The organism is Mycobacterium sp. NGS62, assembly GCF_059812285.1.
Genome location: NZ_JCALCK010000003.1, coordinates 427053 through 451261 on the forward strand (window position 1 = coordinate 427053; position 24209 = coordinate 451261).

23 protein-coding genes and 1 tRNA gene are annotated in these 24209 nt (G+C 65.7%); 10 read left to right on the forward strand and 14 right to left on the reverse strand.

Annotated elements, in window-relative coordinates; translation table 11 throughout:
- Positions 1-3 precede the first annotated feature (3 nt).
- The 6 genes from AC5Y49_RS11635 to AC5Y49_RS11660 all read left to right on the forward strand — a co-directional run bounded on the left by AC5Y49_RS11635 (position 4) and on the right by AC5Y49_RS11660 (position 7858).
- Positions 4-822, forward strand: a complete 819-nt coding sequence (locus AC5Y49_RS11635; RefSeq protein ID WP_499887077.1) for an LLM class F420-dependent oxidoreductase — start codon at positions 4-6, stop codon at positions 820-822.
- Positions 823-850: 28 nt separating this feature from the next.
- Positions 851-923: transfer RNA gene (locus AC5Y49_RS11640), tRNA-Arg, on the forward strand.
- Positions 924-1014: 91 nt separating this feature from the next.
- A complete protein-coding gene (locus tag AC5Y49_RS11645; protein WP_499887079.1) occupies positions 1015-3891 on the forward strand; it encodes an MMPL/RND family transporter in 2877 nt (958 codons plus the stop codon).
- A 255-nt stretch (positions 3892-4146) separates the two neighbouring features.
- On the forward strand, positions 4147-5364 hold the full coding sequence (locus tag AC5Y49_RS11650) for an acetyl-CoA acetyltransferase (RefSeq protein ID WP_499887081.1): 1218 nt from the start codon (positions 4147-4149) through the stop codon (positions 5362-5364).
- A 4-nt stretch (positions 5365-5368) separates the two neighbouring features.
- Positions 5369-6886, forward strand: a complete 1518-nt coding sequence (locus tag AC5Y49_RS11655; protein ID WP_499887083.1) for a carotenoid oxygenase family protein — start codon at positions 5369-5371, stop codon at positions 6884-6886.
- Entirely contained in the window at positions 6887-7858 is a 972-nt protein-coding gene (locus AC5Y49_RS11660) for a winged helix-turn-helix transcriptional regulator (RefSeq protein WP_499887085.1), read from the forward strand.
- On the opposite strand, the gene AC5Y49_RS11665 is transcribed toward AC5Y49_RS11660, so the two are convergent.
- Entirely contained in the window at positions 7794-8234 is a 441-nt protein-coding gene (locus AC5Y49_RS11665) for a hypothetical protein (protein ID WP_499887087.1), read from the reverse strand. The two genes, AC5Y49_RS11660 and AC5Y49_RS11665, sit on opposite strands and share 65 nt — an antisense overlap.
- A 34-nt stretch (positions 8235-8268) precedes the next feature.
- Between AC5Y49_RS11665 and AC5Y49_RS11670 the strand changes: the two genes are divergently transcribed.
- Positions 8269-8709: a cupin domain-containing protein gene (locus AC5Y49_RS11670; protein ID WP_499887089.1), complete on the forward strand. Its 441-nt coding sequence runs from the start codon at positions 8269-8271 to the stop codon at positions 8707-8709.
- On the opposite strand, the gene AC5Y49_RS11675 is transcribed toward AC5Y49_RS11670, so the two are convergent.
- The 6 genes from AC5Y49_RS11675 to AC5Y49_RS11700 all read right to left on the reverse strand — a co-directional run bounded on the left by AC5Y49_RS11675 (position 8706) and on the right by AC5Y49_RS11700 (position 14486).
- Positions 8706-9479, reverse strand: a complete 774-nt coding sequence (locus AC5Y49_RS11675) for a VOC family protein (RefSeq protein WP_499887091.1) — start codon at positions 9477-9479, stop codon at positions 8706-8708. The two genes, AC5Y49_RS11670 and AC5Y49_RS11675, sit on opposite strands and share 4 nt — an antisense overlap.
- Before the next feature lie 95 nt (positions 9480-9574).
- Complete coding sequence (locus tag AC5Y49_RS11680; protein ID WP_499887093.1) at positions 9575-10012, reverse strand: type II toxin-antitoxin system Rv0910 family toxin; 438 nt, start codon at positions 10010-10012, stop codon at positions 9575-9577.
- Between the two features lie 2 nt (positions 10013-10014).
- Positions 10015-10194, reverse strand: coding sequence for an antitoxin (locus AC5Y49_RS11685; RefSeq protein WP_499887094.1), 180 nt, complete (start codon positions 10192-10194; stop codon positions 10015-10017).
- A 55-nt stretch (positions 10195-10249) separates the two neighbouring features.
- Complete coding sequence (locus tag AC5Y49_RS11690) at positions 10250-12640, reverse strand: cation-translocating P-type ATPase (RefSeq protein WP_499887096.1); 2391 nt, start codon at positions 12638-12640, stop codon at positions 10250-10252.
- A gap of 4 nt (positions 12641-12644) precedes the next feature.
- Positions 12645-13754: an MBL fold metallo-hydrolase gene (locus tag AC5Y49_RS11695; protein ID WP_499887098.1), complete on the reverse strand. Its 1110-nt coding sequence runs from the start codon at positions 13752-13754 to the stop codon at positions 12645-12647.
- A gap of 3 nt (positions 13755-13757) precedes the next feature.
- Entirely contained in the window at positions 13758-14486 is a 729-nt protein-coding gene (locus tag AC5Y49_RS11700) for an enoyl-CoA hydratase (protein WP_499887100.1), read from the reverse strand.
- 25 nt (positions 14487-14511) lie between these two features.
- On the opposite strand from AC5Y49_RS11700, the gene AC5Y49_RS11705 reads away from it, so the two are divergent.
- Complete coding sequence (locus tag AC5Y49_RS11705) at positions 14512-15984, forward strand: carboxyl transferase domain-containing protein (RefSeq protein ID WP_499887101.1); 1473 nt, start codon at positions 14512-14514, stop codon at positions 15982-15984.
- 17 nt (positions 15985-16001) lie between these two features.
- Here AC5Y49_RS11705 and AC5Y49_RS11710 read toward each other — a convergent pair whose 3' ends face one another.
- Entirely contained in the window at positions 16002-17888 is a 1887-nt protein-coding gene (locus AC5Y49_RS11710; RefSeq protein ID WP_499887103.1) for an ABC transporter ATP-binding protein, read from the reverse strand.
- A gap of 103 nt (positions 17889-17991) precedes the next feature.
- On the opposite strand from AC5Y49_RS11710, the gene prrA reads away from it, so the two are divergent.
- Together prrA and AC5Y49_RS11720 are read left to right on the forward strand one after the other, a co-directional pair.
- A complete protein-coding gene (prrA, locus tag AC5Y49_RS11715; RefSeq protein ID WP_499887105.1) occupies positions 17992-18693 on the forward strand; it encodes a two-component system response regulator PrrA in 702 nt (233 codons plus the stop codon).
- Between the two features lie 10 nt (positions 18694-18703).
- A complete protein-coding gene (locus AC5Y49_RS11720) occupies positions 18704-20044 on the forward strand; it encodes a sensor histidine kinase (RefSeq protein ID WP_499887106.1) in 1341 nt (446 codons plus the stop codon).
- Here the strand turns inward: AC5Y49_RS11720 and arfC are convergent.
- The 6 genes from arfC to AC5Y49_RS11750 all read right to left on the reverse strand — a co-directional run bounded on the left by arfC (position 20041) and on the right by AC5Y49_RS11750 (position 24182).
- The gene (gene arfC, locus AC5Y49_RS11725; RefSeq protein WP_499887107.1) at positions 20041-20184 is read right to left on the reverse strand and encodes a channel accessory protein ArfC; all 144 of its coding nucleotides are present in this window, start codon (positions 20182-20184) and stop codon (positions 20041-20043) included. The two genes, AC5Y49_RS11720 and arfC, sit on opposite strands and share 4 nt — an antisense overlap.
- Positions 20181-20333 carry a channel accessory protein ArfB gene (arfB, locus tag AC5Y49_RS11730; RefSeq protein WP_499887109.1) on the reverse strand — a complete coding sequence of 51 codons (153 nt, stop codon included), beginning with the start codon at positions 20331-20333 and terminating at the stop codon, positions 20181-20183. Before arfB ends, arfC begins: the two co-directional genes overlap by 4 nt.
- 27 nt (positions 20334-20360) lie before the next feature.
- Positions 20361-20990: a channel-forming protein ArfA/OmpATb gene (gene arfA / locus AC5Y49_RS11735; RefSeq protein WP_499887111.1), complete on the reverse strand. Its 630-nt coding sequence runs from the start codon at positions 20988-20990 to the stop codon at positions 20361-20363.
- A 54-nt stretch (positions 20991-21044) separates the two neighbouring features.
- Entirely contained in the window at positions 21045-21407 is a 363-nt protein-coding gene (locus AC5Y49_RS11740; RefSeq protein ID WP_499887113.1) for an FKBP-type peptidyl-prolyl cis-trans isomerase, read from the reverse strand.
- 38 nt (positions 21408-21445) lie between these two features.
- Positions 21446-22741, reverse strand: coding sequence for a citrate synthase (locus tag AC5Y49_RS11745; protein ID WP_499887115.1), 1296 nt, complete (start codon positions 22739-22741; stop codon positions 21446-21448).
- A 109-nt stretch (positions 22742-22850) separates the two neighbouring features.
- Positions 22851-24182 (reverse strand): MFS transporter, encoded by a 1332-nt coding sequence (locus AC5Y49_RS11750; protein ID WP_499887117.1) that lies wholly within the window; start codon positions 24180-24182, stop codon positions 22851-22853.
- Positions 24183-24209: the final 27 nt, after the last annotated feature.

Sequence of the window (24209 nt, forward strand, 5' to 3'; positions counted from 1 at the left end):
TTGGTGGGCAACGACTTTCGTTTTTCGATCGGTATCCATGCGGTCAAGTCCCGCGCCGCACTGATCGATAAGGCGCGACGGTTGGAGGGTTACGGGTTTGATGTGCTGCATCTGCCCGATCACCTCGGTGCGCCGGCGCCGTTTCCCGCGCTGACCGCGATCGCTGCGGCCACCACGACGGTCCGGCTGGGCACCTATGTGCTCAATGCGTGCTTTTACAAGCCGGCCCTGCTGGCCCGCGACGTCGGCGCAGTCGATCTGCTCAGCGACGGACGGTTCGAGGCCGGGCTCGGCGCCGGTTATGCGCGTGAGGAATTCGAAGCCGCCGAGCTGCCCTACCCCAGCGCCGGACGTCGTGTCGACTACCTCGAGCACGTCACCGCGTACCTCAAGAAGCACCTGTCGAGCGTGCCGATCCTGATCGCCGGCAACGGTGATCGATTGCTGACAGTGGCGGCCCGGCACGCCGACATCATCGGGCTGACCGGGGCGAACCCGGGTGCGGTCGACGATCCGCTGGCCGAGCGCATCGATTTCGTTCGCGCCGCTGCCGGTGACCGATTCGAGCAGCTCGAGTTGAACCTGGCGATCACCGCAGTGCCGACTGATAACTCGGGGATGCCCGATCTGTCCTTGACCCGTAGGTATGCGCCGACGCTGTCGGACGAGGAGATATTGGCGCTGCCCGCCGTGTTGAGCGGATCCCCGCGCGACATGGCCGACAAGTTGCGCGGATTCCGCGACACCTACGGGCTGACGTCGTTCACCGTGCAGGAGAACCACGCCGACGGCTTCGCCAAGGTGATTGCAGAGCTGCGCTGAGCACTGGCGGTAAGCTGCCAGCCGATCCGCCCCAGTAGCTCAGGGGATAGAGCAACCGCCTCCTAAGCGGTAGGTCGCAGGTTCGAATCCTGCCTGGGGCACTAATCGCCGTGTACTACCTCGGGTGATGTTCAACGAAGAGAGGATCTCGAGCGGCGTGAACGCCCAGACTTTCTGCTTGGTGAAGCCCGCATGAGCGCCGACGTGACCGAGGCGCCGACTGACGCCCTGCCTGCCCCGGTCCAGGCGGTGCGGGAGCGGTTGCCGCTGTGGATCCACCGGCTGGCGGTGCCGGTGATCCTGGCGTGGGTGGCGGTCACGGTGCTGCTCAATGTCGTCGTCCCCCAGTTAGAAGTCGTGGGACAGATGCGCACGGTGTCGATGAATCCCCAGGACGCGCCGTCGATGATCGCGATCAAGCGCGTCGGCAAGGTCTTCAAAGAGTTCGATTCCGACAGTTCGGCGATGATCGTGCTGGAGGGTCAGCAGCCACTGGGCGACGCGGCCCATGAGTACTACAACCAATTGGTCGCCCAACTGCGGGCAGACACCAAACACGTCCAGAACGTCCAGGACTTCTGGAGCGATCCGCTGACCGCGGCGGGTTCGCAAAGCCCCGACGGTCTGGCTGCCTACGTCCAGGTCTATCTCGCCGGCAACCAAGGTGAGAGCCTGGCCAACGAATCGGTCAAGGCCGTCCAGGACATCATCAAGAAGACGCCCGCGCCGCCCGGCGTCGACGCCTACGTGACCGGCGATGCCCCACTGCAGGCTGACCAGAACATTGCCGGGGACCGCAGCCTCCAGTTGATCACCGGGCTCACCTTCCTGGTGATCACCAGCATGCTGCTGTACTTCTACCGGTCGGTCATCACGGTGCTGTTAATGCTGGCGACGGTCTTCTTGAACCTCGCGGCCACCCGCGGCTTCGTGGCATTCCTGGCCTACCACAATCTCATTGGGCTTTCGACCTTCGCGACCAATCTGCTGGTGATGTTGGCGATCGCCGCGTCGACCGACTACGCGATCTTCCTGATCGGCCGATATCAAGAAGCGCGGAGCGCCGGCGAGGATCGGGAGAACGCGTTCTACACGATGTATCGCGGAACCAGCCATGTGATCTTGGGCTCGGGGCTGACGATCGCCGGCGCAACGTTCTGCCTGCGCTTCACCCGGATGCCCTACTTCCAAACCCTCGGCGTCCCGTTGGCCATCGGGATGCTCGTGACTGTCGCCGCCGCGATGACCCTGGGTGCCGCTGTCGTGGTGATCGGCAGTCGGTTCGGTCTGCTGGAACCCAAGCGGGCCATGCGGATTCGGGGTTGGCGCAAAATCGGCGCGGCCGTCGTGCGCTGGCCGGGGCCGGTGTTGGTCGCGACGATAGCCGTCGCACTGGTCGGGCTGATCACGTTGCCCGGCTACAAAGCCGGCTATAACGATCGCAAATACCTGCCGGCCGATATCCCGGCCAATGAGGGGTATGCGGCCGCGGACCGGCATTTCTCCCAGGCCCGGATGAACCCGGATCTGTTGCTGGTCGAAACCGACCACGACATGCGCAACCCGGCCGACTTTTTGGTGATCGACAAGGTGGCCAAGGCCGTCTTTCGCACTTCAGGCATCGGGCGGGTGCAGGCCATCACCCGGCCCCTGGGGACCCCGATCAATCACGCGTCGATCCCGTTTGCGATCAGCATGCAGGGCACCACTCAGCAACTGAACATGCAGTACATGCAAGATCGCATGAAAGACATGTTGGTGATGGGTGAGGACATGGCGCGCACCATCACCAGCATGGAACAGATGCTCGAGATCACCCGGGGCATGGCCGAGACCACTCACAGCATGGTCACCAAGATGCATGACATGGAAGCCCATATCCAGGACTTGCGGGTGCACATGGCCGATTTCGAAGACATGTGGCGCCCGTTCCGCAGTTACTTCTATTGGGAAAAGCACTGTTTCGACATTCCGATCTGCTGGTCGCTGCGCTCGGTGTTGGAAGCCTTCGACAGCGTCGACATCATGACCGATGACATTCAGAATCTGATGCCCGACATGGACCGCCTCGACACGCTGATCCCGCAGATGCTCACGGTGATGCCGCCGATGATCGAAACCATGAAAAGCATGCGGGTCATGCAGCTGACCATGCAGCAGACCATGGGTGGGCTGCAGGATCAGATGGCAGAAATGATGAAGAACCAGTCGGCGATGGGCCACGCCTTCGACGAGGCCAAAAACGACGACTCTTTCTATTTGCCCCCCGAAGCGTTCGACAACCCCGATTTCAAACGCGGCCTCAAGATGTTCCTGTCCCCCGATGGCCATGCGGTGCGGATGATCATCTCCCACGAAGGCGAACCGATGTCAACGGAGGGCATCTCGCGCGTCGAGCCGGTCAAACATGCCGTGCACGAGGCCATCAAAGGCACCCCGTTAGAAGGCTCCAAAATTTACCTCGGTGGTGCAGCGGCCATGTACAAGGACCTCGCCACGGGCACCAGCTATGACCTGCTCATCGTCGGGATCGCGTCGCTGTGCCTGATTTTCATCATCATGTTGATCATCACCCGAAGCGTCATCGCCGCCGCGGTCATCGTGGGCACCGTGACACTGTCGCTGGGCAGTGCCTTCGGCCTGTCGGTGCTGATCTGGCAGCACCTCATCGGACTCGAACTGGATTGGTGGGTGCTGCCGATGGCGCTCATCATCCTGTTGGCGGTGGGGTCGGACTACAACCTGCTGCTGGTGGCGCGGTTCAAAGAGGAGATTCACGCCGGACTGAACACCGGCATCATCCGGGCGATGGGCGGCAGCGGCTCCGTGGTCACCTCGGCCGGCCTGGTGTTCGCGTTCACGATGTCCTCGATGGTGGTCAGCGAGTTGCGCGGCCTCGGCCAGGTCGGCACCACGATCGGCCTGGGCCTGTTGTTCGACACGTTGGTGGTGCGCTCGTTTATGACGCCGTCGATCGCCGCACTGCTGGGCCGCTGGTTTTGGTGGCCGCAACGGGTGCGCACCCGGCCGGAACCCAAAAGCTTTCTGCCACAGCACTATCGGGCCTGAAGGCGGCCAGCGGGGGTCATCACGAGGGTCGATGACCTGCAGCGTGGTCCCGGCCAGCCACCGGCGGCCATGTTTGTCAATCGCCGCCAGCGGCAATGTTCTTGCAACAGGCGGGTATGTCGGTCGACCGGCGCATCCGCTCAGGTCTCGTCGGTTCAGCCGAGAGCCGACGAGACCGTCTCCTCCGCCACCCCAGCGCGCCCGGTGTCCGTCAACGGGCTTACGTCACTCTCTTAGTTGTAGTAACGTGCGGGCATGGACCCGGGCCTGTGGATTCTCGGTGGCTACCAAAGCGACTTCGCACGCAACCTCACCAAGGAAGGTCGCGACTTTGCTGACCTGACCAGCGAAGTTGTCGACGCCACGCTCGCTGCGGCCAGGGTGGATGGGTCCGAAATCGGCGTGGTCCACGTCGGCAACGCATTCGGGGAGATGTTTGCCGCACAGGCTCACCTCGGCGCGATGCCGGCCAGCGTGTGCGAGTCGCTGTGGGACGTGCCGGCCTCCCGGCACGAAGCCGCCTGCGCATCGGGCAGCGTGGCGACGCTGACGGCGATCGCCGATCTGCGCGCGGGAAATTACGACACGGCGCTGGTCATCGGCGTCGAGTTGGAGAAGACCGTCCCCGGCGACGTCGCCGCCCAGCACCTGGGCGCCGCCGCCTGGACCGGACACGAAGGGGCCGGGGCGAAGTTTCTGTGGCCGTCGATGTTCGCTCAGGTCGCCGACGAGTATGACCGCCGCTACGGCTTGGACGACACCCATCTGCGCGCGATCGCAGAACTCAACTTCGCCAACGCGCGCCGAAACCCCAATGCGCAAACCCGCGATTGGACGGTCCCCGACCCGATCAGCGACGACGACGCCAGCAATCCCGTCATCGAGGGCCGGCTGCGACGGTTCGACTGCAGCCAGATGACCGACGGCGGAGCAGGACTGGTTCTGGTCACCGATCGCTACCTGCGTGCGCATCCCAACGCGCGTCCCCTCGGCCGCATCGTCGGATGGGGGCATCGCACCGTTGGGCTGGGCCTGCGGCAAAAGCTGGTCCATGCAGCCGAAAACCCCTACGTGCTACCGCATGTACGGGCGGCCGCACTGGATGCGTTCGGCCGCGCTGCGGTATCGCTCGAGGACCTCGATGGCATCGAGGTGCACGACTGCTTCACACCGAGCGAATACCTGGCCATCGACCACATCGGCCTGGCCGGACCCGGCGAGTCGTGGAAGGCCATCGAAAACGGCGAACTCGAAATCGGCGGCCGACTGCCGGTCAATCCCAGCGGCGGGCTGATCGGCGGCGGACATCCCGTCGGCGCATCCGGGATACGGATGCTCGTCGACGCGGCCAAGCAGGTCAGCGGGACAGCCGGCGATTATCAGGTCGAGAACGCGAAAACCTTCGCCACCTTGAACTTTGGCGGTAGCACCGCGACCACGGTCAGCTTCGTCGTCAGTGCGGCAGCAGGCTGATCACGTGGACGTCGAGATCGTCGGCAAATTCCTTTCCACGCTGCCCGAGGACGACGACCACCCGTACCGGACGGGCCCGTGGCGGCCCCAGAGCACCGAATGGGATGCCGACGACCTCACCGCTGTCGAGGGTGAAATCCCCGCCGATCTCGACGGTGTTTATCTGCGCAACACCGAAAATCCGTTGCATCCGGCGCTGAAGACATATCACCCGTTCGACGGCGACGGGATGCTGCACGTCGTCGGCTTCCGCGACGGAAAGGCCTTCTACCGCAACCGCTTCATCCGCACCGATGGCTTCCTAGCCGAAAACGACGCCGGCGGACCGTTGTGGCCAGGCCTGGCCGAGCCGCCGACGCTGGCCCGACGCGACGACGGGTGGGGCGCCCGGGGCAGAATGAAGGACGCGTCGAGCACCGACGTCATCGTGCACCGGGGAACTGCGCTGACCAGCTTTTACCAGTGTGGTGATCTGTATCGGGCCGACCCATACTCCGCCGAAACCCTGGGTAAAGCACAGTGGAACGGCCATTTTCCGTTCGACTGGGGAGTGTCGGCACATCCCAAGGTCGACGCCAAGACCGGCGAACTTCTGTTCTTCAACTACGGCAAGCGCGCACCGTACATGCACTACGGGGTCGTCGACGCGGACAACAACCTGGTGCACTATGTCGATGTTCCGTTACCGGGCCCGCGGCTGCCCCACGACATGGCATTCACCGAAAACTATCTCATCCTCAACGATTTTCCGCTGTTCTGGGAGCCCGAGCTGCTGGCCCGCGACCTCCACGTGGCGCGGTTCCATCGCGAGATGCCGTCGCGGTTCGGGGTGCTGCCGCGCCGTGGACAGACTGCTGACATTCGATGGTTCGAAGCCGAGCCCACGTTCGTGCTGCATTTCGTCAACGCCTACGAAGACGGCGACGACATTGTGCTGGACGGCTTCTTCCAGGCCGACCCCGAGCCGGCCGACACCGGCACCGGCACCAAATGGCAACGGGCCTTCCGCTTCCTGGCCCTCGATCGCATGCAGGCACGGCTGCACCGGTGGCGGCTCAACCTGGTGACCGGCTCAGTGCGAGAAGAACAGCTGTCGGAGACCATCACCGAATTCGGCATGATCAATGCCGACTACGCCGCCCGCGACTACCGCCATGTCTACGCCGCCACCGGTAAGCCCGGCTGGTTCCTGTTCGACGGGCTGGTCAAACACGACGTGCTCACCGGCCGCGAGCAGCGCTATGCGTTTGGTGACGGCATCTTCGGAAGCGAAACCGCGATGGCGCCGCGCCCAGGTGGTGGCAGTGAAGACGACGGCTATTTGGTCACGCTGATCACCGATATGACCGCCAATGCCTCCTACTGTTTGGTGTTCGATGCCGCACAGCTCAGCGATGGGCCGGTATGCAAACTCCTGCTGCCGGAGCGCATTTCCAGTGGTACCCATTCCACGTGGGCGCCCGGGCCGCAGCTGCGGCGCTGGGATTCCGTCGACTCGGCAGCCGAAGCGATCGGACTGTAGGTGCCGACCGCACTAACTCCCGGAGGCACCAACGCGGTGGGCCGGATCCTGGGGTTGCTCGGCGACGAATGGACGCTGCTGATCATCCAGCAGGCGCTATTGGGAGCGACCCGCTACGGCGAGTTCATGGCGCGATTGCCAATCTCCAATTCGGTTCTCACCAACCGGCTGCGGACGCTGACGCAGAGCGGGCTGTTGAACCGGATGGACTACCAGACGCGTCCGGTCCGCGCCGAATATCGGCTCACCGAACGCGGCCGGTCGTTGTGGCCGGTGCTGCTGTCGATTTGGGAGTGGGAGCGACGCTGGGCTCCCGAGCACACCCCTCGGCTTCCCGACATGCGCCACCACGTCTGCGGCGCTGATTTCGCGCCGTTGTTGATGTGCCGGTCATGCGCCGAGGTAGTGACTGAGAAGCAGCTGGCGGTCCGCTGGGGGCCCAGCGGCTCGTGGCCGCGGTCGGTGCCCGAGGCGGTGACCCGTCGCCGAACGGCTGCCGGCAGCGGACAGGCTCAGGCGGGACTGTTTCCCGAGACCATGAGCGTATTCGGAAACCGTTGGTCGGCAGCATTATTGGTGTGCACATTCTTGGGAGCCACCCGCTACACCGACTTTCAGTGCCAGCTCGGGGCGCCGCCCACCCTGCTGGCCGGCCGACTCCAGACATTCTGCGCAACCGGTGTGCTGACGACGTCGCGGCAGGACGGCCCGCACAACGCTCGCTACCAACTCACCGAAAAGGGACGAGCCTTCTTCCCGGTGCTGATCACCGCACTGCAATACGGGCAGCAGTGGTTTCACGCACCCGAGGGTCCGGCGGTGCTGCTGACCCACCGCGCTTGCGGCGCGGCGTTCACCGGCGAGTTGAACTGCGACCAGTGTGCCCAGCGGCTGGCAGGTGCACAGATCAGCGCGGTCGAAGCCTCCGGGCGCGGTAGAACGACGACGCCAATGCCCACACTGAACACATGACCGCGCCCGCAGCGCCGACGAAACCGACATACAAGCCGTAGGCCGCCGATACCGGCGGACTGACATTCACGTCGTAGTACCACATCGTCAACGCCACAATCAACAGCGAAAGGATCAGCGCGGCAACCGATGCCAACTTGACCGACAGGCCGCGGCCGACCATCGCGCCGGCCACCAGCAGCGTCGACGAGAGCAAGACGATCAGCTGTCCCGTCCCGAACCCGCGCGGCAGGTCCAGGCTTCCCATGCTGCCACCGATGGCGTTCGCCCGGCCGCCGCCGTTGACACCCGTCGCCAACCACGGCAGCCATGTGCTGATCGATACCACCGCCGCGAACAGCGCAACCAGCCAACCGGGATGCAGGCGGCGGGACATACTGCGACAGTAGCGCGCACTTTAGGCTAGATGCATGACCGAGTTGCCCGATTGGGCACGCCAGCTGGACCTGACGCCCAACCCCGAGGGCGGCTGGTTCCGGCAGACCTGGCGCAGCGACGTCACGGTCGGACAATCTGCACTACCACCGGACTACACCGGGCCCCGCAGCGCCGGAACAGCGATCTTGCTGCTGCTGATGCCGGGCCAGCAGTCCGCATGGCACACGGTGCGCAGCGCCGAATTGTGGCTGCATCATCGCGGCAGTCCGCTGCTGCTCGACATCGGAGTCGAACGACACAGCAGCACAACACATGTGCTCGGTAGCGACATCCTGGCCGGTGAGCAACCCCAGCTGCTGGTGCCGCCGCGGTACTGGCAGCGGGCTCGACCGCGCGACGACGAGCCCAGCCTGGTCAGCTGCGTCGTTGTGCCCGGTTTCGACTACGCCGATTTTGGTCTCGGCGCAGATTAATCCTGCAGCGAGGACAGGTTGAACACCGCACCCGTGGGGTCGGTCGCCGCAGCCAGCCGCCCATAGGGGGTGTCCTCGGCGGCCTGCAGGACCGTGCCGCCGTTGTCGGCGATCACCTGCAGCGTCTTGTCGACATCCTCGGCGCCGAAGAACGTCGTCCAGTGGGACGGGACGCCGTCGGGCAGACAGCTGCTGCCGTCCATCAGCCCGAGCAACTGCTGATCGCCGAACCATGCCGTGGTGTAACGGAATTCATCGGTGTCGGAGATCTGCTCGGTCCGCCAACAGAGTATCTCGCGGTAGAAGTCGACTGCGGCGCCGTAGTCACGTGTCGTCAGCTGGTGCCAGACCGGTGCGCCGGCTTCACCGACCACCTCGAAACCGACGTGCTCCGCCGGCTGCCACAAGCCAAACGCTGCACCGGACGGGTCGATGGCCATGCTCATCGTTCCCTTGGCCGGTATCTCCATCGGCCCAAGGCACGACGAGCCGCCGGCTGCAGTCAACGCGGCCACGGTGGCGTTGACGTCAGCCGTGTGAAAGTAAGTGGTCCAGGCGTCAGGGCCCTGCGATTCCGGATTGTTGGCCATCAGCCCGGCAACCGGCCGCCCGGCGGTGGTGACGTTGATGTAACCGCCGTATTCGGGGCCCGCCGATTCGAAGGACCAGCCGAACACCGCGCCATAGAAGTCTTGGGCGCGATCCAGGTCTGACGACATCAGGTCGATCCAGGTGGGCGCGCCCAGCGGCGCGCCGTGACGAATGGGCACGATGGTCTCCTTCGGTGCGGTCTAGCCCCGTACGGGGTTCACCAGTACCGACTACCGCTGGCGCCGAAACTCATCGCGGCGCGCATCCAACCGGCTCACGCCGGGGCGAACACCGTGACGAACTTCTGCAATGACTCGCGGATATCGCCCTTGAGTGCACCCGCGACCACCATCCCGATTGGACCGAACAGTGCCGGACCGCCCAGATGCACATCGAAACTCACGACCGAGCCGTCACCCTTGGGTTTGACTTTGGCGAGCAGCTTGACCTTCACGCCGCCGACGCCCTGGCCGTTGAGGGTCATGGCCTCCGGTGGCTTGTAATGCACGATCGTCCATTTGATCCGGTTGGGCATGCCCTTGACTTCGACGATCGACTCGATGACCGTGCCCTTTTCCAGGGTCTCAGGAAGTTTGCTGCGCCAGACCCGGTGGATGGTCAGCCAATCCTTGAAGCGGGAGAGGTCGGAGGCATGTCCCCAGGCCTGTTCGGGCGGCAGGGGTACGTCGATGGAGCCGGAAAGTTTTGCCATGACTAATTCTGCGGGTCGCCTTTGTCGACGGCCTTTTTGGCAGCGTCCTGCACCTTGTCGACGGTGTCCTTGTATTTGCCTTGCGTCTTGTTGTCGACGAAATCACCTGCTTTGTCGATCGCCTGATCAACCTTGTCGGCGTTCTGCGACAACAGATCCTTGGCCTTGTCCAGGAATCCCATGAGTCCCTCCCTTCCGCTGCTGAGCCTATCGTCCGGCTATTCGTATCGTGGGCCGCTACTGCCACAACTGCCGGCGTTCGCCCAGGGCAAAGCCCTGAATCCACCACACCGCCTCGACCGCCGCCGCACCGAGCACACCGATGCCCATGGCCGTCGACGTGATAACCAGGTTCGAGGGATCCAGCAGGAATTTCTCCTGTGCCAGCGGCAGACTGAGGATCACCGCATAGGCCAGCCCCGATGCGACTACCAGCGCTAACCGCCACCACTGATAGGGGCGCGCCACCACGGCCAGCACCCAGATCGCGGTCATCAGCAACGTGATCAGCGCACCCGTCGACGCCTGGGTCTGCTGCTCCGGTCCGGCGGCGCGGCCCTGATAGGCGGCCAGGTACGAGATGAAGGTGGCGATGCCGACGACGAGGCCGAAGGGCAGCGCAGACGTCATGACTCTGCGGACAAAGCCGGGGTGTGCCCGCTCGTTGTTGGGCGCCAGCGACAGGATGAACGCCGGGACGCCGATGGTGAACCAGGCCGCGATCGTCACATGGATGGGCTGAAAGGGATACAGCAACGGATCGGCGCCGAATAGTTTCGAACTCAGCCCGGCAATACCCACCAACAGCGCCAGCAATACCGAGTACACCGTTTTGGTCAAGAACAGATTCGCGACCCGCTCGATGTTGCCGATCACCCGGCGCCCCTCACCGACGACGTAGGGCAGCGTGGCGAACTTGTTGTCCAGCAACACGATCTGTGCCACCGCGCGCGACGCCGGACTGCCCGAGCCCATCGCGACGCCGATGTCGGCGTCTTTGAGCGCCAGCACATCGTTGACTCCGTCGCCCGTCATCGCCACCGCGTGCCCGTGCGCCTGCAGCGCATGCACGATCGCCCGCTTCTGGTCGGGGCGCACCCGGCCGAACGTGGTGTACTGCTCCAGCGTGTCGGCCAACTCGGCCGACTCGGTGGGCAATCGTCGCGCATCCATGGTTGCCCCGTGCAGGCCAAGCTTGTCGGCGACCGCGCCGACCGACACCGCGTTGTCGCCGGAAATGACTTTGATCGACACCTGCTGTGCGGCAAAATATTCCAGTGTCTTGCGGGCGTCGGGGCGCACCTTCTGCTCGAGAACGACCAGCGCGACCGGCGTCACCCGGCCGGGCGCATCCGGGTGCTCGACGGATAAATCACTGGACCCCAGCAGCAGGACGCGCAGCCCCCGCGCGCCGATCTGTTCGGCCTGCTTGGCGACCGCCGACGTCGGATCGGCCAGCACATCGGGGGCACCGATCACCCAGTTGCCGTGTTCGCGGTAGGAGGCGCCGCTCCACTTGGTCGCCGACTTGAACGGCGCCATCGCGGTCGCTACCCAGCCGGGCGGCCGGTTATAGGCGCTGCCGATGGCCTGCATGCTGGCATTCGGCCGGGCGTCGGCGACAGCCAGCGAAGCCAGCACATCGGTGATGTGATCGCGGTGTCGGCTCGAATCAGCGACCTCGACGACCGCCGAGACCCGCATGCCGTTTTCGGTCAGCGTGCCGGTCTTGTCCGCGCAGACCACGTCGACTCGGGCCAGACCTTCGATGGCGGGCAATTCCTGCACCAGGCACTGCCGCTGACCGAGTCGAATGACGCCGACCGCGAACGCAATCGAGGTCATCAGCACCAGCCCTTCGGGCACCATCGGCACCAGCGCGCCGACCATCCGCAGCACCGACTCCCGCCAGCCCGCGTGCGTGGTGAACAGTTGGCTGTAGATCGTCAGCAGACCGGCGGGCACCAATAGGTAGGTGATGAACTTCAGGATTTTATTGATGCCGATGCGCAGTTCGGACTTCACCAGCGTGAACTTGCTGGCTTCCTCGGCCAATCTGGCCGCATAGGCTTCCCGACCCACCTTGGTGGCGCGGTATGCGCCGATGCCGGCGACGACGAAACTCCCGGACATGACCGGATCGCCGGCACTCTTGCCGATGGCGTCAGCCTCGCCGGTGAGCAGCGACTCGTCGATTTCGAGGCTGGCTGCCTCCACCAGTTCACCGTCGACGACGACCTGGTCACCGGGACCCAGCTCGATGATGTCGTCGAGCACCACCTCGTTGGCGAGTACCTCGCGAATCCCAGATTGCCGCCGCACCACCGGTGTTGATTGACCGACAATCGCGAGCTTGTCCAGCGTCTGCTTGGCCCGGATCTCCTGAACCATGCCGACGATGCTGTTGGCGACGATGAGCAAGCCGAACATGCCATTGATCACCGAACCGGTCGCCAACACGATGACCAACAGCACGCTCAAAATCGCATTGATCCGGGTGAAGACGTTGGCGCGGATGATCTCTGGCACGCTGCGCGTGGCGCGCGCGGGGACGTCGTTGCTCTTACCGTCTGCTACCCGCTGCGCCACCTCGGCGTCGGACAGGCCAGCGCTCAGCGAGGTGGTCATCGGCTCAAAGCCGCCACCATGGGTCGAATTCCGCCGGCAGCTTCGGATCCAGGCGCTGGCCGGGCTTGGGCACCACCACTCGGACGTCGGAGGCCTCGGCCGCGGCCAGCAGTCGCTCGATCGGCTCGGCCCACGGGTGTGGCGCCAGCCGGAAGGTGCACCAATGGATTGGCACCAACAGTCGGCCACCGATGTCCTGGTGCGCCCGGACCGCCTCCTCGGGGTTCATGTGGATGTCCGGCCAGGCCTTGTTGTAGGCACCCACCGGCATCAGCGTGACGTCGAACGGTCCGTGGTCGGCGCCGATCTCCCCGAAGCTCGTGGTGTACCCGGAGTCACCGGCGAAAAACGCGCGATGGCTCGGACCGATGATCGCCCAGGACGACCACAGCGTGGTGTTGCGGTTCAGGAAGCGCCCGGAGAAATGGCGCGCCGGTGTGCAAATCAGGGTGAGCTCGTCGATCTGGGTGCTTTCGTTCCAGTCGAGCTCGATGACGCGCTGGTCGGGAATCCCCCATTCGCGCAGGTGCGCGCCGACGCCGAGTGGGACGACAAACGGTGCCCGCTGGCTACGGGCCAACGCCACGATGGTGTCGATGTCCAGATGGTCGTAGTGGTCGTGGCTGATCACTATGGCGTCGAGAGCCGGCAGTCCGTCCAACTCCCCCGGCGGCGGGTGCATCCGCTGCGGGCCGACGACATCGGACGGTGAGCAGCGCTCACTCCACACCGGATCGGTCAGCACGCGATAGCCGTCGATATCGAGCACCGCGGTGGCATGCCCGTACCAGCAAACCTCCAGAGCACTGGAGTTGCTGTCGCAGCCCGGCGGCGATTCCACCGGAATCGGCGCCGGGGGCCGGGAGGCGGCGCGTCCGCCGAGGACCTCACGCAGGACCAGCCGTTGTTGTTCGCGATCCATGCTGAACAGGGACGCCGGTTCGAGGTTGGTGAAGACACCGTCGTGGAAATTGGGTGAGCGATCGGCGACTGCACGAATTTTGGCCGGCCCGGCGCCGAGCGCGGCAGGTGCGCCGTGCACCGCGCGCAGCACCCACCCGCCGCCGGCCAGCGTCACCGTGCCGGCGGCCAGTCGCAGCGCTCCGCGCAGCATCGGTCAGGCCCCCTGGAACTTCGGTGGCCGCTTCTGCACCCGAGCGACCTGCGCTTCGATCACGTCCTGACTGCCCCACGCCTTGTCGAAGAGCTCTTTGTGGACCGAACTCGCCTCCTCGATGGCGTCGTCATTGAGCACCCGCTTGGCGTGCTGCAGCGCCAGCGGCGCTAAACCCGCGATCTCGGCAGCCCACTCTTGCGCCTCGGTCAGCGTTCCGATCCGGTTGGCCATACCGGTCTGGAACGCGACGTCGGCGGTCAGCTTTTCCGCCGACAGCAGCATCGCCCGTGCACGGCCATGGCCGACCAGCGATGCCAGTCGGCGGATACTCCAGTTATCCAGCGCCAGGCCGTATTTCGACGTGGGAAATTGGAAGAACGCTTCGGGTGCCACCACCCGCAGGTCGCATTGCATCGCCAGCTGCAGTCCGGCGCCGATCGCCGGGCCGTTGATCGCCCCGATAATCGGCATCGGCGCCGCATCCAACACTTTGTGCAGCTCGACGAGCCGGTCCGGGTAGTCGGCGGCGAACGCGTCGCCGCTCAAGTCCGCGCCGGCGCAGAACACGGTGCCTTGCCCGGTCAGCACGATCGCGCGGACGTTCTCCCCCGATGCCTTCTCCACCGCCTCGCGCAACTCCTCGACAAGCTGGGAGTTCAGCGCGTTACGCCGTTCGGGTCGCTGCAACTCGATGGTCATGACGAGTTCGACCTGGGTGACACCGATCATTCGCCCAGACTATTAGCCTCTCCTCGTGAGCCGGATCGGGACCGCCGAAGTGCGCGACGCCGTGCTCGACGACGGATCCTTCACCAGCTGGGACGACACGCCGCTGACCGTGCCGACCAACGAGTCGTACGCACGCGAGCTGGCGAAGGCCCGGGCCGCGACCGGGCGTGACGAGTCGGTACTGACCGGCGAGGGCCGGGTGTTCGGTCGGCGGGTGGCTGTGGTGATCGGCGAGTTCGGCTTCCTGGGTGGCTCCATCGGCGTCGCCGCGGCTGAGCGAATCACGACCGCGGTAGAGCGTGCGACCGCCGAGCGGCTGGCGCTGGTGGCATCACCGAGCTCCGGGGGAACCCGGATGCAGGAGGGCACCGTCGCATTCCTCCAGATGGTGAAGATCGCCGCGGCCGTCACCTTGCACAAGCAAGCGAACCTGCCCTACCTGGTGTATCTGCGGCACCCGACAACCGGCGGGGTGTTCGCGTCATGGGGTTCGCTGGGGCATGTGACCCTCGCCCAGCCCCGAGCGCTGGTGGGCTTTTTGGGCCCACGCGTCTACGAGCAGCTCTATGGCGAACCGTTCCCGGCCGGTATCCAGACCGCCGAGAACCTGCTGCGCCATGGGGTGATCGACGGCGTCATACCGATCGCGGAGCTCCGAGAAACGCTGGACCGCACGTTGACGGTGGTCGCCGACGATCCCGAGCTGCCACCGGCGCCGACGCCGGTCGAGGAAGTGCCCGACGTCGAGGCGTGGGATTCGGTGGTCGCATCACGACGCCCCGACCGCCCCGGGGTCAAGCATCTGCTGCGGCACGGCGCCACCGACCTGGTGCTGTTGTCCGGCACGGGCCAGGGCGAGGCGGCGACCACGCTGTTGGCGCTGGCCCGCTTCGCCGGCCAGCCTGCAGTGGTCCTCGGCCAGCAGCGCATCGTAGGCGGGATCGTGGGCCCCGCGGCGCTGCGTGAGGCTCGCCGGGGCATGGCTCTGGCCGCCGAACTGCGCCTGCCGCTGGTCCTGGTCATCGACACCGCCGGACCGGCGCTGTCGGCCGAGGCCGAAGAGGATGGGCTGGCCGGTGAGATCGCCCGATGCCTATCCGATCTGGTCACGCTGGACACCCCAACGGTGTCGGTGCTGTTGGGGCAGGGCAGCGGCGGGCCGGCGCTGGCGATGGTGCCCGCCGACCGGGTCCTGGCCGCACGCCACGGCTGGCTGGCGCCGCTGCCGCCGGAAGGTGCCAGCGCGATCGTCTTCCGCGACACCGCCCATGCTGCTGAACTGGCTGCCGCACAAGGGATCCGGTCGGCCGATTTGTTGGCGTCGGGGATCGTCGACGTGGTGGTGCCCGAATACCCCGATGCCGCCGACGAGCCCGTCGAGTTCTCCCAGCGCCTCTCCCGCATGATCGCCGCCGAGCTTCATGCCCTGCGCGGGGTACCGGACGCCGAGCGCACGGCGGCGCGGTTGCGGCGCTACCGGCGCATCGGGCTGCGCTGATCCGGAGGTGCCCCGCTTTATGCCGCCGCGTCGGAATCCGCCGCGCCGAACTGGGTCTCGTACAACTCCGCGTACCGCCCGGCACGGCGCAGCAGCTGCTCGTGGGTGCCACGCTCCACGATCCGGCCCTCCTCCACGACGAGGATTTGATCGGCGGCCCGCACGGTGGACAGCCGGTGCGCGATGACGATGGACGTCCGGCCGGCCAGGGCTTCTGAAAGCGCTTGCTGCACAGCCGCTTCCGATGACGAATCCAGCGAGGCCGTCGCCTCGTCGAGGATGACCACTCGCGGGTTTCCCAGCAGCAGCCTGGCGATCGTCAGCCGCTGCCGCTGACCGCCGGAAACCCGATAGCCACGTTCGCCGACCACAGTGTCCAGCGCGTCGGGCATCTCGGCGACGACATCGGCCACCCGCGCGCGTCGCAGTGCCTGCCACAGCTGGTCGTCAGTGGCGTGCGGCGCGGCCAGCCGCAAATTGGACCGGATGGACTCGTGAAACAAATGACCGTCCTGGGTGACCAGCCCGACCGACTCGCGCAGTGATGCGGTGGTCAGGTCGCGGACGTCGACCCCCGACAGGCGCACTGCGCCGGAGTCGACGTCGTAGAGCCGGGCCAGCAGGGCGGCGATCGTCGACTTGCCGGCGCCGGACGACCCCACCAGCGCCACCATCTGTCCGGGCGCGGCGGTGAACGAAATGCCATGCAGCACTTCCGCTCCCCCGCGATCGTCGAGAGTCGCCACTTCCTCCAGCGAGGCCAGCGACACCTTGTCCGCCGGCGGGTAGGCGAACCGCGCGTCGTCGAACTGCACCGAGATGCCGCCGTCGGGTACCGGCACGGCGTCGGGCCGCTCGCTGATCAGCGGCTGCAAATCGAGCACCTCGAAGACCCGCTCGAAGCTGACCAGCGCACTCGCGATCTCCACCCGGGCATTGACCAACGCGGTCAGCGGAGCGTACAGCCGAGTCAGCAGCAGTGCCAGCGACACGATGGCGCCGGCCTGCAAGTGGCCGCCGATGGCCAGCACACCGCCCAACCCGTACACCAGCGCCAGCGCCAACGCCGACATCAGCGTCAGCGAGTTCATGAACACCGACTGCAGCATCGAGGACTTCACCCCGATGTCGCGCACCCGAGAGGCACGCAGCGCGAACTCGTGCGACTCGCGGTCGGGGCGACCGAAGAGCTTGACCAAGGTGGCGCCGGGCGCGGAGAACCGCTCGGTCATCTGGCTGTTCATCGTGGCGTTGTAGGCGGCGCGTTCCCGGCTCAGCCGCGCCATCGTGGTGCCGATGCGCCGGGCCGGAACGACGAACAGCGGTACCAGCAGCAGCGACAACAGGGTGATCTGCCAGGAGATGCCGGCCATCACCACCAGTGTCAGCGTCAGCGTCACCAGGTTGGACACCACGCCGGAGAGCGTGTCGGAGAATGCGCGCTGGGCGCCCATCACGTCGCTGCTCAGCCGACTGACCAGTGCACCGGTGCGAGTGCGGGTGAAAAACGCCACCGGCATGCGCTGCACGTGGTCGAACACCGCGGTGCGCAGGTCCAGGATCAGGCCCTCCCCGATCAGCGCCGACAGCCAGCGGGTCAGCAGTGATACCACCGCCTCGGCGACGGCGACCGCCGCGATCACCGATGCCAGCAGCACCACCGCCTCGGCGTGCGCCCCCGTGACGATCTCGTCGACCACCTTGCCGGCCAGCACCGGCGTCGCCACGGTCAGCAACGCGCTGACCACGCTGACCGCCACAAAGAAACCCAACCTGCGATGATGGTGCCCGGCGAAGCGCCAGATCCGCCCGACCAACCCCCGGCCCACCAGGATGCGAAGCTCGCCCGACCTCGCGTGCATCTGGCGATACAGCGTGCGGCTCGCTACCGATTCCATGCTCATGCGCTTGACCGTAAAACCTCAACAAAGGATGAGGTCAATCGACGCGCTGGGACGCGGGCGGATCCTCCCACAGCCCGGCGTCTCGATCAGGCAAGATGGGCGCATGGACACTGGTGCGACCTCACCCCGGGTTTTGGTCGTCGACGACGACTCCGACGTGCTGGCCTCGCTGGAACGGGGCCTTCGGCTGTCCGGTTTCGAGGTGTCGACCGCGGTCGACGGCGCCGAGGCGCTGCGCAGTGCCACTGAGACCCGGCCGGATGCGATTGTGCTCGACATCAACATGCCGGTGCTGGACGGCGTCAGCGTGGTCACCGCGCTGCGGGCCATGGACAACGACGTGCCGGTTTGTGTGCTGTCGGCGCGCAGTTCGGTCGACGACCGGGTGATGGGCCTGGAGGCCGGCGCTGACGATTACCTGGTCAAGCCGTTCGTGTTGGCCGAGTTGGTAGCGCGGGTCAAAGCGCTGCTGCGGCGCCGCGGATCCACCGCAACGTCCTCGTCGGAAACCATCACGGTGGGCCCGCTGGAGGTCGACATCCCCGGCCGGCGGGCACGCGTCAACGGTGTCGACGTCGACCTGACCAAACGGGAATTCGACCTGCTCGCGGTGCTGGCCGAGCACAAGACCGCGGTGCTGTCGCGCGCTCAACTGCTGGAGCTGGTGTGGGGCTACGACTTCGCCGCGGACACCAACGTGGTCGATGTGTTCATCGGCTACCTGCGCCGGAAGCTGGAGGCCGGCGGCGGCCCGCGGCTGCTGCACACCGTACGCGGAGTGGGATTCGTACTGCGCATGCAGTGACCAGGCGGCCATGAACTTCTTGTCCCGGATCCTTACCCGTACGCCCTCGCTACGTACCCGGGTGGTGATCGCGACCGCGATCGGTGCGGCGATCCCAGTGCTCATCGTCGGCACCGTGGTGTGGGTCGGCATCACCGGCGACAGCAAGGAGCGGCTGGACCGCCGACTCGACGAGGCGGCAGGTTTCGCAATTCCCTTCCTGCCCCGCGGCCTCGACGAGATTCCGCGATCGCCGAATGACCAGAACACGGTGATCACCGTGCGCAAAGGCGCACAAGTGACGTCCAACGCAAACATCACGCTGCCGGAGTTGCCCGTCGGGTACGCAGACACCTACGTCGACGGCGTGCGCTACCGGGTACGCACCGTCGAAATCCCGGCGCCGCAACCGGTTTCGGTGGAGGTAGGAGCCACCTACGACGACACCATCCTGCGCACCAACAACCGGCACCGGCGAGTGATACTGATCTGTGGCTTAGCGATTGGCGCGGCAGCGGTATTCGCTTGGCTGCTGGCCGCATTCGCGGTACGACCGTTCAAACGGCTGGCCCAGCAGACCCGGGCGATCGACGCCGGCGACGAAGCGCCGCAGGTGAAAGTCCGCGGCGCGACCGAGGCAGTGGAAATCGCCGAGGCGATGCGGGGCATGCTGCAGCGAATCTGGAACGAGCAGGACCGCACCAAAGACGCACTGGCGTCGGCCCGCGACTTCGCGGCGGTGTCGTCGCATGAACTGCGCACTCCGCTAACCGCGATGCGCACCAACCTCGAGGTGCTCTCGACGCTGGATCTGCCCGACGACCAACGCAAGGAAGTGCTCAACGACGTGATCCGCACGCAGTCGCGCATTGAGGCCACCCTGAGCGCGCTGGAGCGGTTGGCCCAGGGTGAGTTGTCGACGTCGGATGATCATGTGCCAGTCGACATCACCGAGTTGCTGGATCGCGCAGCCCACGACGCCATGCGGGTCTACCCCGATCTCGATGTCTCCCTGGTCCCGTCGCCGACTTGCATCATCGTCGGGCTGCCGGCCGGGTTGCGGCTGGCCGTCGACAACGCGATCGCGAACGCGGTCAAACATGGCGGCGCCAGCCGGGTTCAGCTGTCGGCGGTCAGCTCGCGAGCCGGCGTTGAAATCGCCGTCGACGACAACGGCAGCGGGGTGCCCGAGGAGGAACGTCAGGTGGTGTTCGAGCGGTTCTCGCGCGGCTCGACGGCCTCGCATTCGGGCTCGGGTCTGGGCCTGGCGCTGGTGGCTCAGCAGGCTCAATTACATGGCGGCACCGCGTCTCTGGAGAACAGCCCGCTAGGCGGAGCGCGGCTGCTGCTGCGGCTCCCCCCGCCACGCTAGGAGTCCTCGGTCTCTTCGGCTTCGGTGGTCGACGAGCCAACCGGCACTTCAGGTTTGACCCGCCGAATCATCAGAGCGAAGGTCAGCACCAACCCGAGCACGAAAGCCAGCACCATCAACCACCAGTTCGGGTCTGTCATGGCGCTCCTATCTCACGCGAACCGGGCATCTCCGCGAGGGCCTGCTCTTCACTGGTGCGCTTGACCGACACCACGGTGATCGCCCAGGCGACCCCCGAACCCACCACGAAAGCCAAGAGGTACCAGAGCCATTGGATGACGAAGTCCATATCGGATTCTCCTCAGCGGCCGCGATCTCAGCGCGGTCCGGTCGGCATGACGGGACCGCTGGTTTCCATCTCATTGACGAGATTCAGGTTGGGCCAGGCGTCTTCGGCTGCCTGCTCGACCGCATCCTCCTGATCGGCCGATGCGGCGGTCCCAGTTAGCGTGATGGTGTCACCCTCGACGGCCAGGCTGAAATCGGGAATCGCCGCTGCCGCGTTGAAAACCGGCCCCGCATCCGAGAAATCGAGCGAGTTGACGTCGGGGTTGATGCCGAGATAGTCGATGACGTTGGCATTCGAACCGACCGATGCGATCACCGCGTCCAGCAGCGCCGCCTTGGCTTTGGCATCGGGAAATTCGCCGCGCAGCGTGATGTCGTTGCCCGTCCGGATGATCGACACCGGCGCCAACGTTATCGGCGGAATGGTCGGTGTATTCGGCAGGGCGCCCGGCTGCGACGGCGGGCTCAGCGTCGGCAGCGCTCCGGGCGATTCGTTGGTCTCCGAGCGGGTTCGATCCAGCAAGCCGTAGCCGATCACTCCCAAGAGCAGCGGAATCACGACCAACCCAATCAGCCACGGGACACCAGGAGATCGTCGGTAGAACTTCGAAGCTGCCCGCCGCTCGGGGGTTTTGGGTGCTTCGCCGGAATCCGCCATCGGCCCTCCACGGTCGAGTTCTTGTTCGGGCGATTTGAAGCCTAAGCCTGCGGGCTATCGGGTGGCGAGTAGGTCGATGACGAAGATCAGCGTTTTACCTGACAGCTGGTGCCCCGAACCGGCCGGGCCATAGGCCTGTGCGGGCGGGATAACCAGTTGGCGCCGGCCGCCGACCTTCATTCCGGGGATGCCGTCCTGCCAGCCCTGGATCAGGCCACGCAGCGGGAATTCGATGGACTCGCCGCGACTCCACGAACTGTCGAATTCCTCGCCGGTGTCGTACTCCACCCCCACGTAGTGGACCTCGACGGTGCCGCCCGGGACGGCTTCGGGCCCGTCGCCGACCACCAGGTCTTGGATGACCAATTCAGCGGGCGCCGGACCTGTCGGGAATTCGATCTCTGGTTTCTGTGTCACCGGGCCACCATAGCCTCGGAGCCGCGGCAGCCGGTCAGCTACCGCGCGTCGATGGTGGCGTAATTCCGCTCGGTGTAGCCGGTGTAGATCTGGCGCGGACGGCCGATCTTGCTGTCGCCCTCGTCGTGCATCTCGCGCCAGTGCGCGATCCAGCCCGGCAGCCGCCCAAGCGCGAACAGCACGGTGAACATCCGCGTCGGGAAACCCAGCGCCCGGTAGATCAGCCCGGTGTAGAAGTCGACGTTGGGGTACAGCTTGCGCTCGACGAAGTAGTCGTCGGTCAGTGCGGCCTCTTCGAGTTCCTTGGCGATGTTCAGCAGGTCGTCGTCGCCGCCGAGCTTGGCGAGGATCTTGTCGGCCTGTTCCTTGACGATGCGCGCCCGTGGGTCGTAGTTCTTGTAGACGCGGTGGCCGAATCCCATCAGCTTGACGCCTTCTTCGCGGTTCTTGACCTTGCGGACGAACTCGCCGACGTTGTCGTCGCTTTCGCGGATCTGCTCGAGCATCTCCAGCACCGCCTGGTTGGCGCCGCCGTGCAGCGGCCCCCACAGCGCATTGATGCCGCCCGAGATCGAGGTGAACAGGTTGGCCCGCGACGAGCCCACCAACCGCACCGTCGACGTCGAACAGTTCTGTTCATGGTCGGCGTGCAGGATGAACAACATGTCCAGCGCCCGAACGATCTCGGGGTCCGGGTGGTAGGGCTCAGCGGGCAACCCGAACGTCATCCGCAGGAAGTTCTCCACCAGCGTCTGTGAGTTGTCCGGGTAGAGGAACGGCTGGCCGACCGATTTCTTGAACGCGTAGGCGGCGATGGTCGGCAGCTTGGCCAGCAACCGGATCGTGGAGACCTCCACCTGGTCGCCGTCCATCGGGTCCAGTGAATCCGGGTAGTAGGCGGAGAGCGCGTTGACCACACTGGAGAGCACCGGCATCGGGTGGGCGTTGGGCGGGAAGCCGTCGAAGAACCGCTTCAGATCCTCGTGCAACATGGTGTGCCGCTGGATACGACGGGTGAACTGATCCAGTTCGTCCTTGGTCGGCAATTCCCCGTAGATCAGCAGATAACTGACCTCGATGAACGTCGACTTCTCGGCGAGCTGCTCGATCGGGTAGCCCCGGTAGCGCAGGATCCCGGCCTCGCCGTCGATATAGGTGATCGCGCTCTTGGTGGAAGCGGTGTTCATGAAGCCACTGTCGAAGGTGGTGTACCCCGTCTTGGCCAGCAGCGAGCCGAGCGCAATACCGTCGGCCCCCTCGGTGGCGTGTGTGATCTCCAGGTCCAACTCACCCCCCGGGTACCGAAGAGTGGCGGTGTCGTCGGTTGCGGCCACAAGAACCCCTTTGCGCGTTTCTGATGCTGCCTAGGTTGCGTATAGCTGAAGGTAGTCGTTATTGCGACGGCGCGCCCGCCCGGGGGCGGAGTGCGCGACGGGTCGATGGTCAGGTAGAGCCCCGGCGCGCCGCCGCGCTCGGTGCGCGGTAGCGGACGAACGCCGGGGCGGCCAGCGCGGCGACCACGATACCCGCGACCACCAGCGCACCTCCGCCCGCGGCGGTGGCCGATGTGCCGATCATTTCGGCCGCGGCGCCGTGCACCGCGTCGGCCAATCTGGGCCCGCCGGCAACCACCACGATGAACACTCCCTGCAGGCGCCCGCGCAGGTCGTCGGAGGCGGCCTCTTGCAGAATCGTCGAACGGAAGGCGGCCGACACCATATCCGCGGCACCGCCAAGGGCCAGAAACGCCAGCGCCGCCCACAGCAGCGACCCGGCCCGACCGTGTGCCGCGCCGCTGACCACTCCGAAGCCGACCATCGCCATCCCCCATACCGCGATCGCGGCGACGGTTACCAAGCCTTGGCGCCCGACGCGTGGCAACCAGCCGGAGAACACGCCGCCTGCCACCGCGCCGACCCCCATCGCGGCTGCCAACAATGCCATCGCGGTTCCGCCCTCGACCGGCCCGCCGAAGCTCTCGTGGGCCATCTGCGGGAACAACGCCCGCGGCATGCCCAGGATCATCGCGATCAGGTCCACCACAAAGGACATCAGCACCACGGTGTTGCCGGCGAGGTAGCGAAACCCGGCCAGCACCGCGCTAAAACCCCACCGCGACGAGGCGGCCCGCGGTTCGATCACCGGCATCGGCGTCAGCCGAAGCGTCGCCCAGATCGGCGCCAAACAGGTCAGCGTGTCAATCAGATACAGCGTCGACAGGTCAACCCAGTTCAGCATCAATCCGGCCAACAGCGGGCCGACGATCACGCCGAACGACGTCACGGTCATGTTCAGCGAATTGGCGGCCGGCAGTTGGTGGCCGGGCAGCATTCGCGGAATGGCCGCCGAGCGGGTTGGCGAGTTGACCGCATAGAACGCCTGCTGCACTGCCAACAGGCCCAGCACCACCCACACGTCGTCGACCGACACCGCAGCCTGCAACCACAGCAGCAGCGAGGACACCGCCAGTCCGCACGAGGCGATGATCAGCAGGATGCGCCGGTCCATGGCGTCGGCCCAGGCGCCGCCCAGCAGACCGAAGACGATCAGCGGAACCAGCGCGAAAATTCCGGAAAGCCCGACATATGCCGAATTGCGGGTGAGCGCATAGATTTGCACCGGCACTGCGAAGATCGTCAGGTTCGCGCCGATCACGGTGACGATTCCTGACAGCCACAGCCGGCGGAAATCCGCGGTCCGCAGCGGTGCGGTGTCGGCGATAAGCCCCACCGGGCTAAGTCCGCTTGTGCGGCGAACGTGCGCAGTTGCACGCATCCGCGCGGCGTGTTGCGTACAAACACG

Coding starts and splice junctions, on each gene's coding strand:
- AC5Y49_RS11645 (WP_499887079.1), top strand. CDS start 1,015: ATGAGCGCCGACGTGACCGAGGCGCCGACTGACGCCCTGCCTGCCCCG.
- AC5Y49_RS11650 (WP_499887081.1), top strand. CDS start 4,147: ATGGACCCGGGCCTGTGGATTCTCGGTGGCTACCAAAGCGACTTCGCA.
- AC5Y49_RS11665 (WP_499887087.1), bottom strand. CDS start 8,234: ATGTCCCGCCGCCTGCATCCCGGTTGGCTGGTTGCGCTGTTCGCGGCG.
- AC5Y49_RS11670 (WP_499887089.1), top strand. CDS start 8,269: ATGACCGAGTTGCCCGATTGGGCACGCCAGCTGGACCTGACGCCCAAC.
- AC5Y49_RS11680 (WP_499887093.1), bottom strand. CDS start 10,012: ATGGCAAAACTTTCCGGCTCCATCGACGTACCCCTGCCGCCCGAACAG.
- AC5Y49_RS11685 (WP_499887094.1), bottom strand. CDS start 10,194: ATGGGATTCCTGGACAAGGCCAAGGATCTGTTGTCGCAGAACGCCGAC.
- AC5Y49_RS11690 (WP_499887096.1), bottom strand. CDS start 12,640: ATGACCACCTCGCTGAGCGCTGGCCTGTCCGACGCCGAGGTGGCGCAG.
- AC5Y49_RS11695 (WP_499887098.1), bottom strand. CDS start 13,754: ATGCTGCGCGGAGCGCTGCGACTGGCCGCCGGCACGGTGACGCTGGCC.
- AC5Y49_RS11700 (WP_499887100.1), bottom strand. CDS start 14,486: ATGATCGGTGTCACCCAGGTCGAACTCGTCATGACCATCGAGTTGCAG.
- AC5Y49_RS11710 (WP_499887103.1), bottom strand. CDS start 17,888: ATGAGCATGGAATCGGTAGCGAGCCGCACGCTGTATCGCCAGATGCAC.
- prrA (WP_499887105.1), top strand. CDS start 17,992: ATGGACACTGGTGCGACCTCACCCCGGGTTTTGGTCGTCGACGACGAC.
- AC5Y49_RS11720 (WP_499887106.1), top strand. CDS start 18,704: ATGAACTTCTTGTCCCGGATCCTTACCCGTACGCCCTCGCTACGTACC.
- arfC (WP_499887107.1), bottom strand. CDS start 20,184: ATGACAGACCCGAACTGGTGGTTGATGGTGCTGGCTTTCGTGCTCGGG.
- arfB (WP_499887109.1), bottom strand. CDS start 20,333: ATGGACTTCGTCATCCAATGGCTCTGGTACCTCTTGGCTTTCGTGGTG.
- arfA (WP_499887111.1), bottom strand. CDS start 20,990: ATGGCGGATTCCGGCGAAGCACCCAAAACCCCCGAGCGGCGGGCAGCT.
- AC5Y49_RS11750 (WP_499887117.1), bottom strand. CDS start 24,182: ATGCGTGCAACTGCGCACGTTCGCCGCACAAGCGGACTTAGCCCGGTG.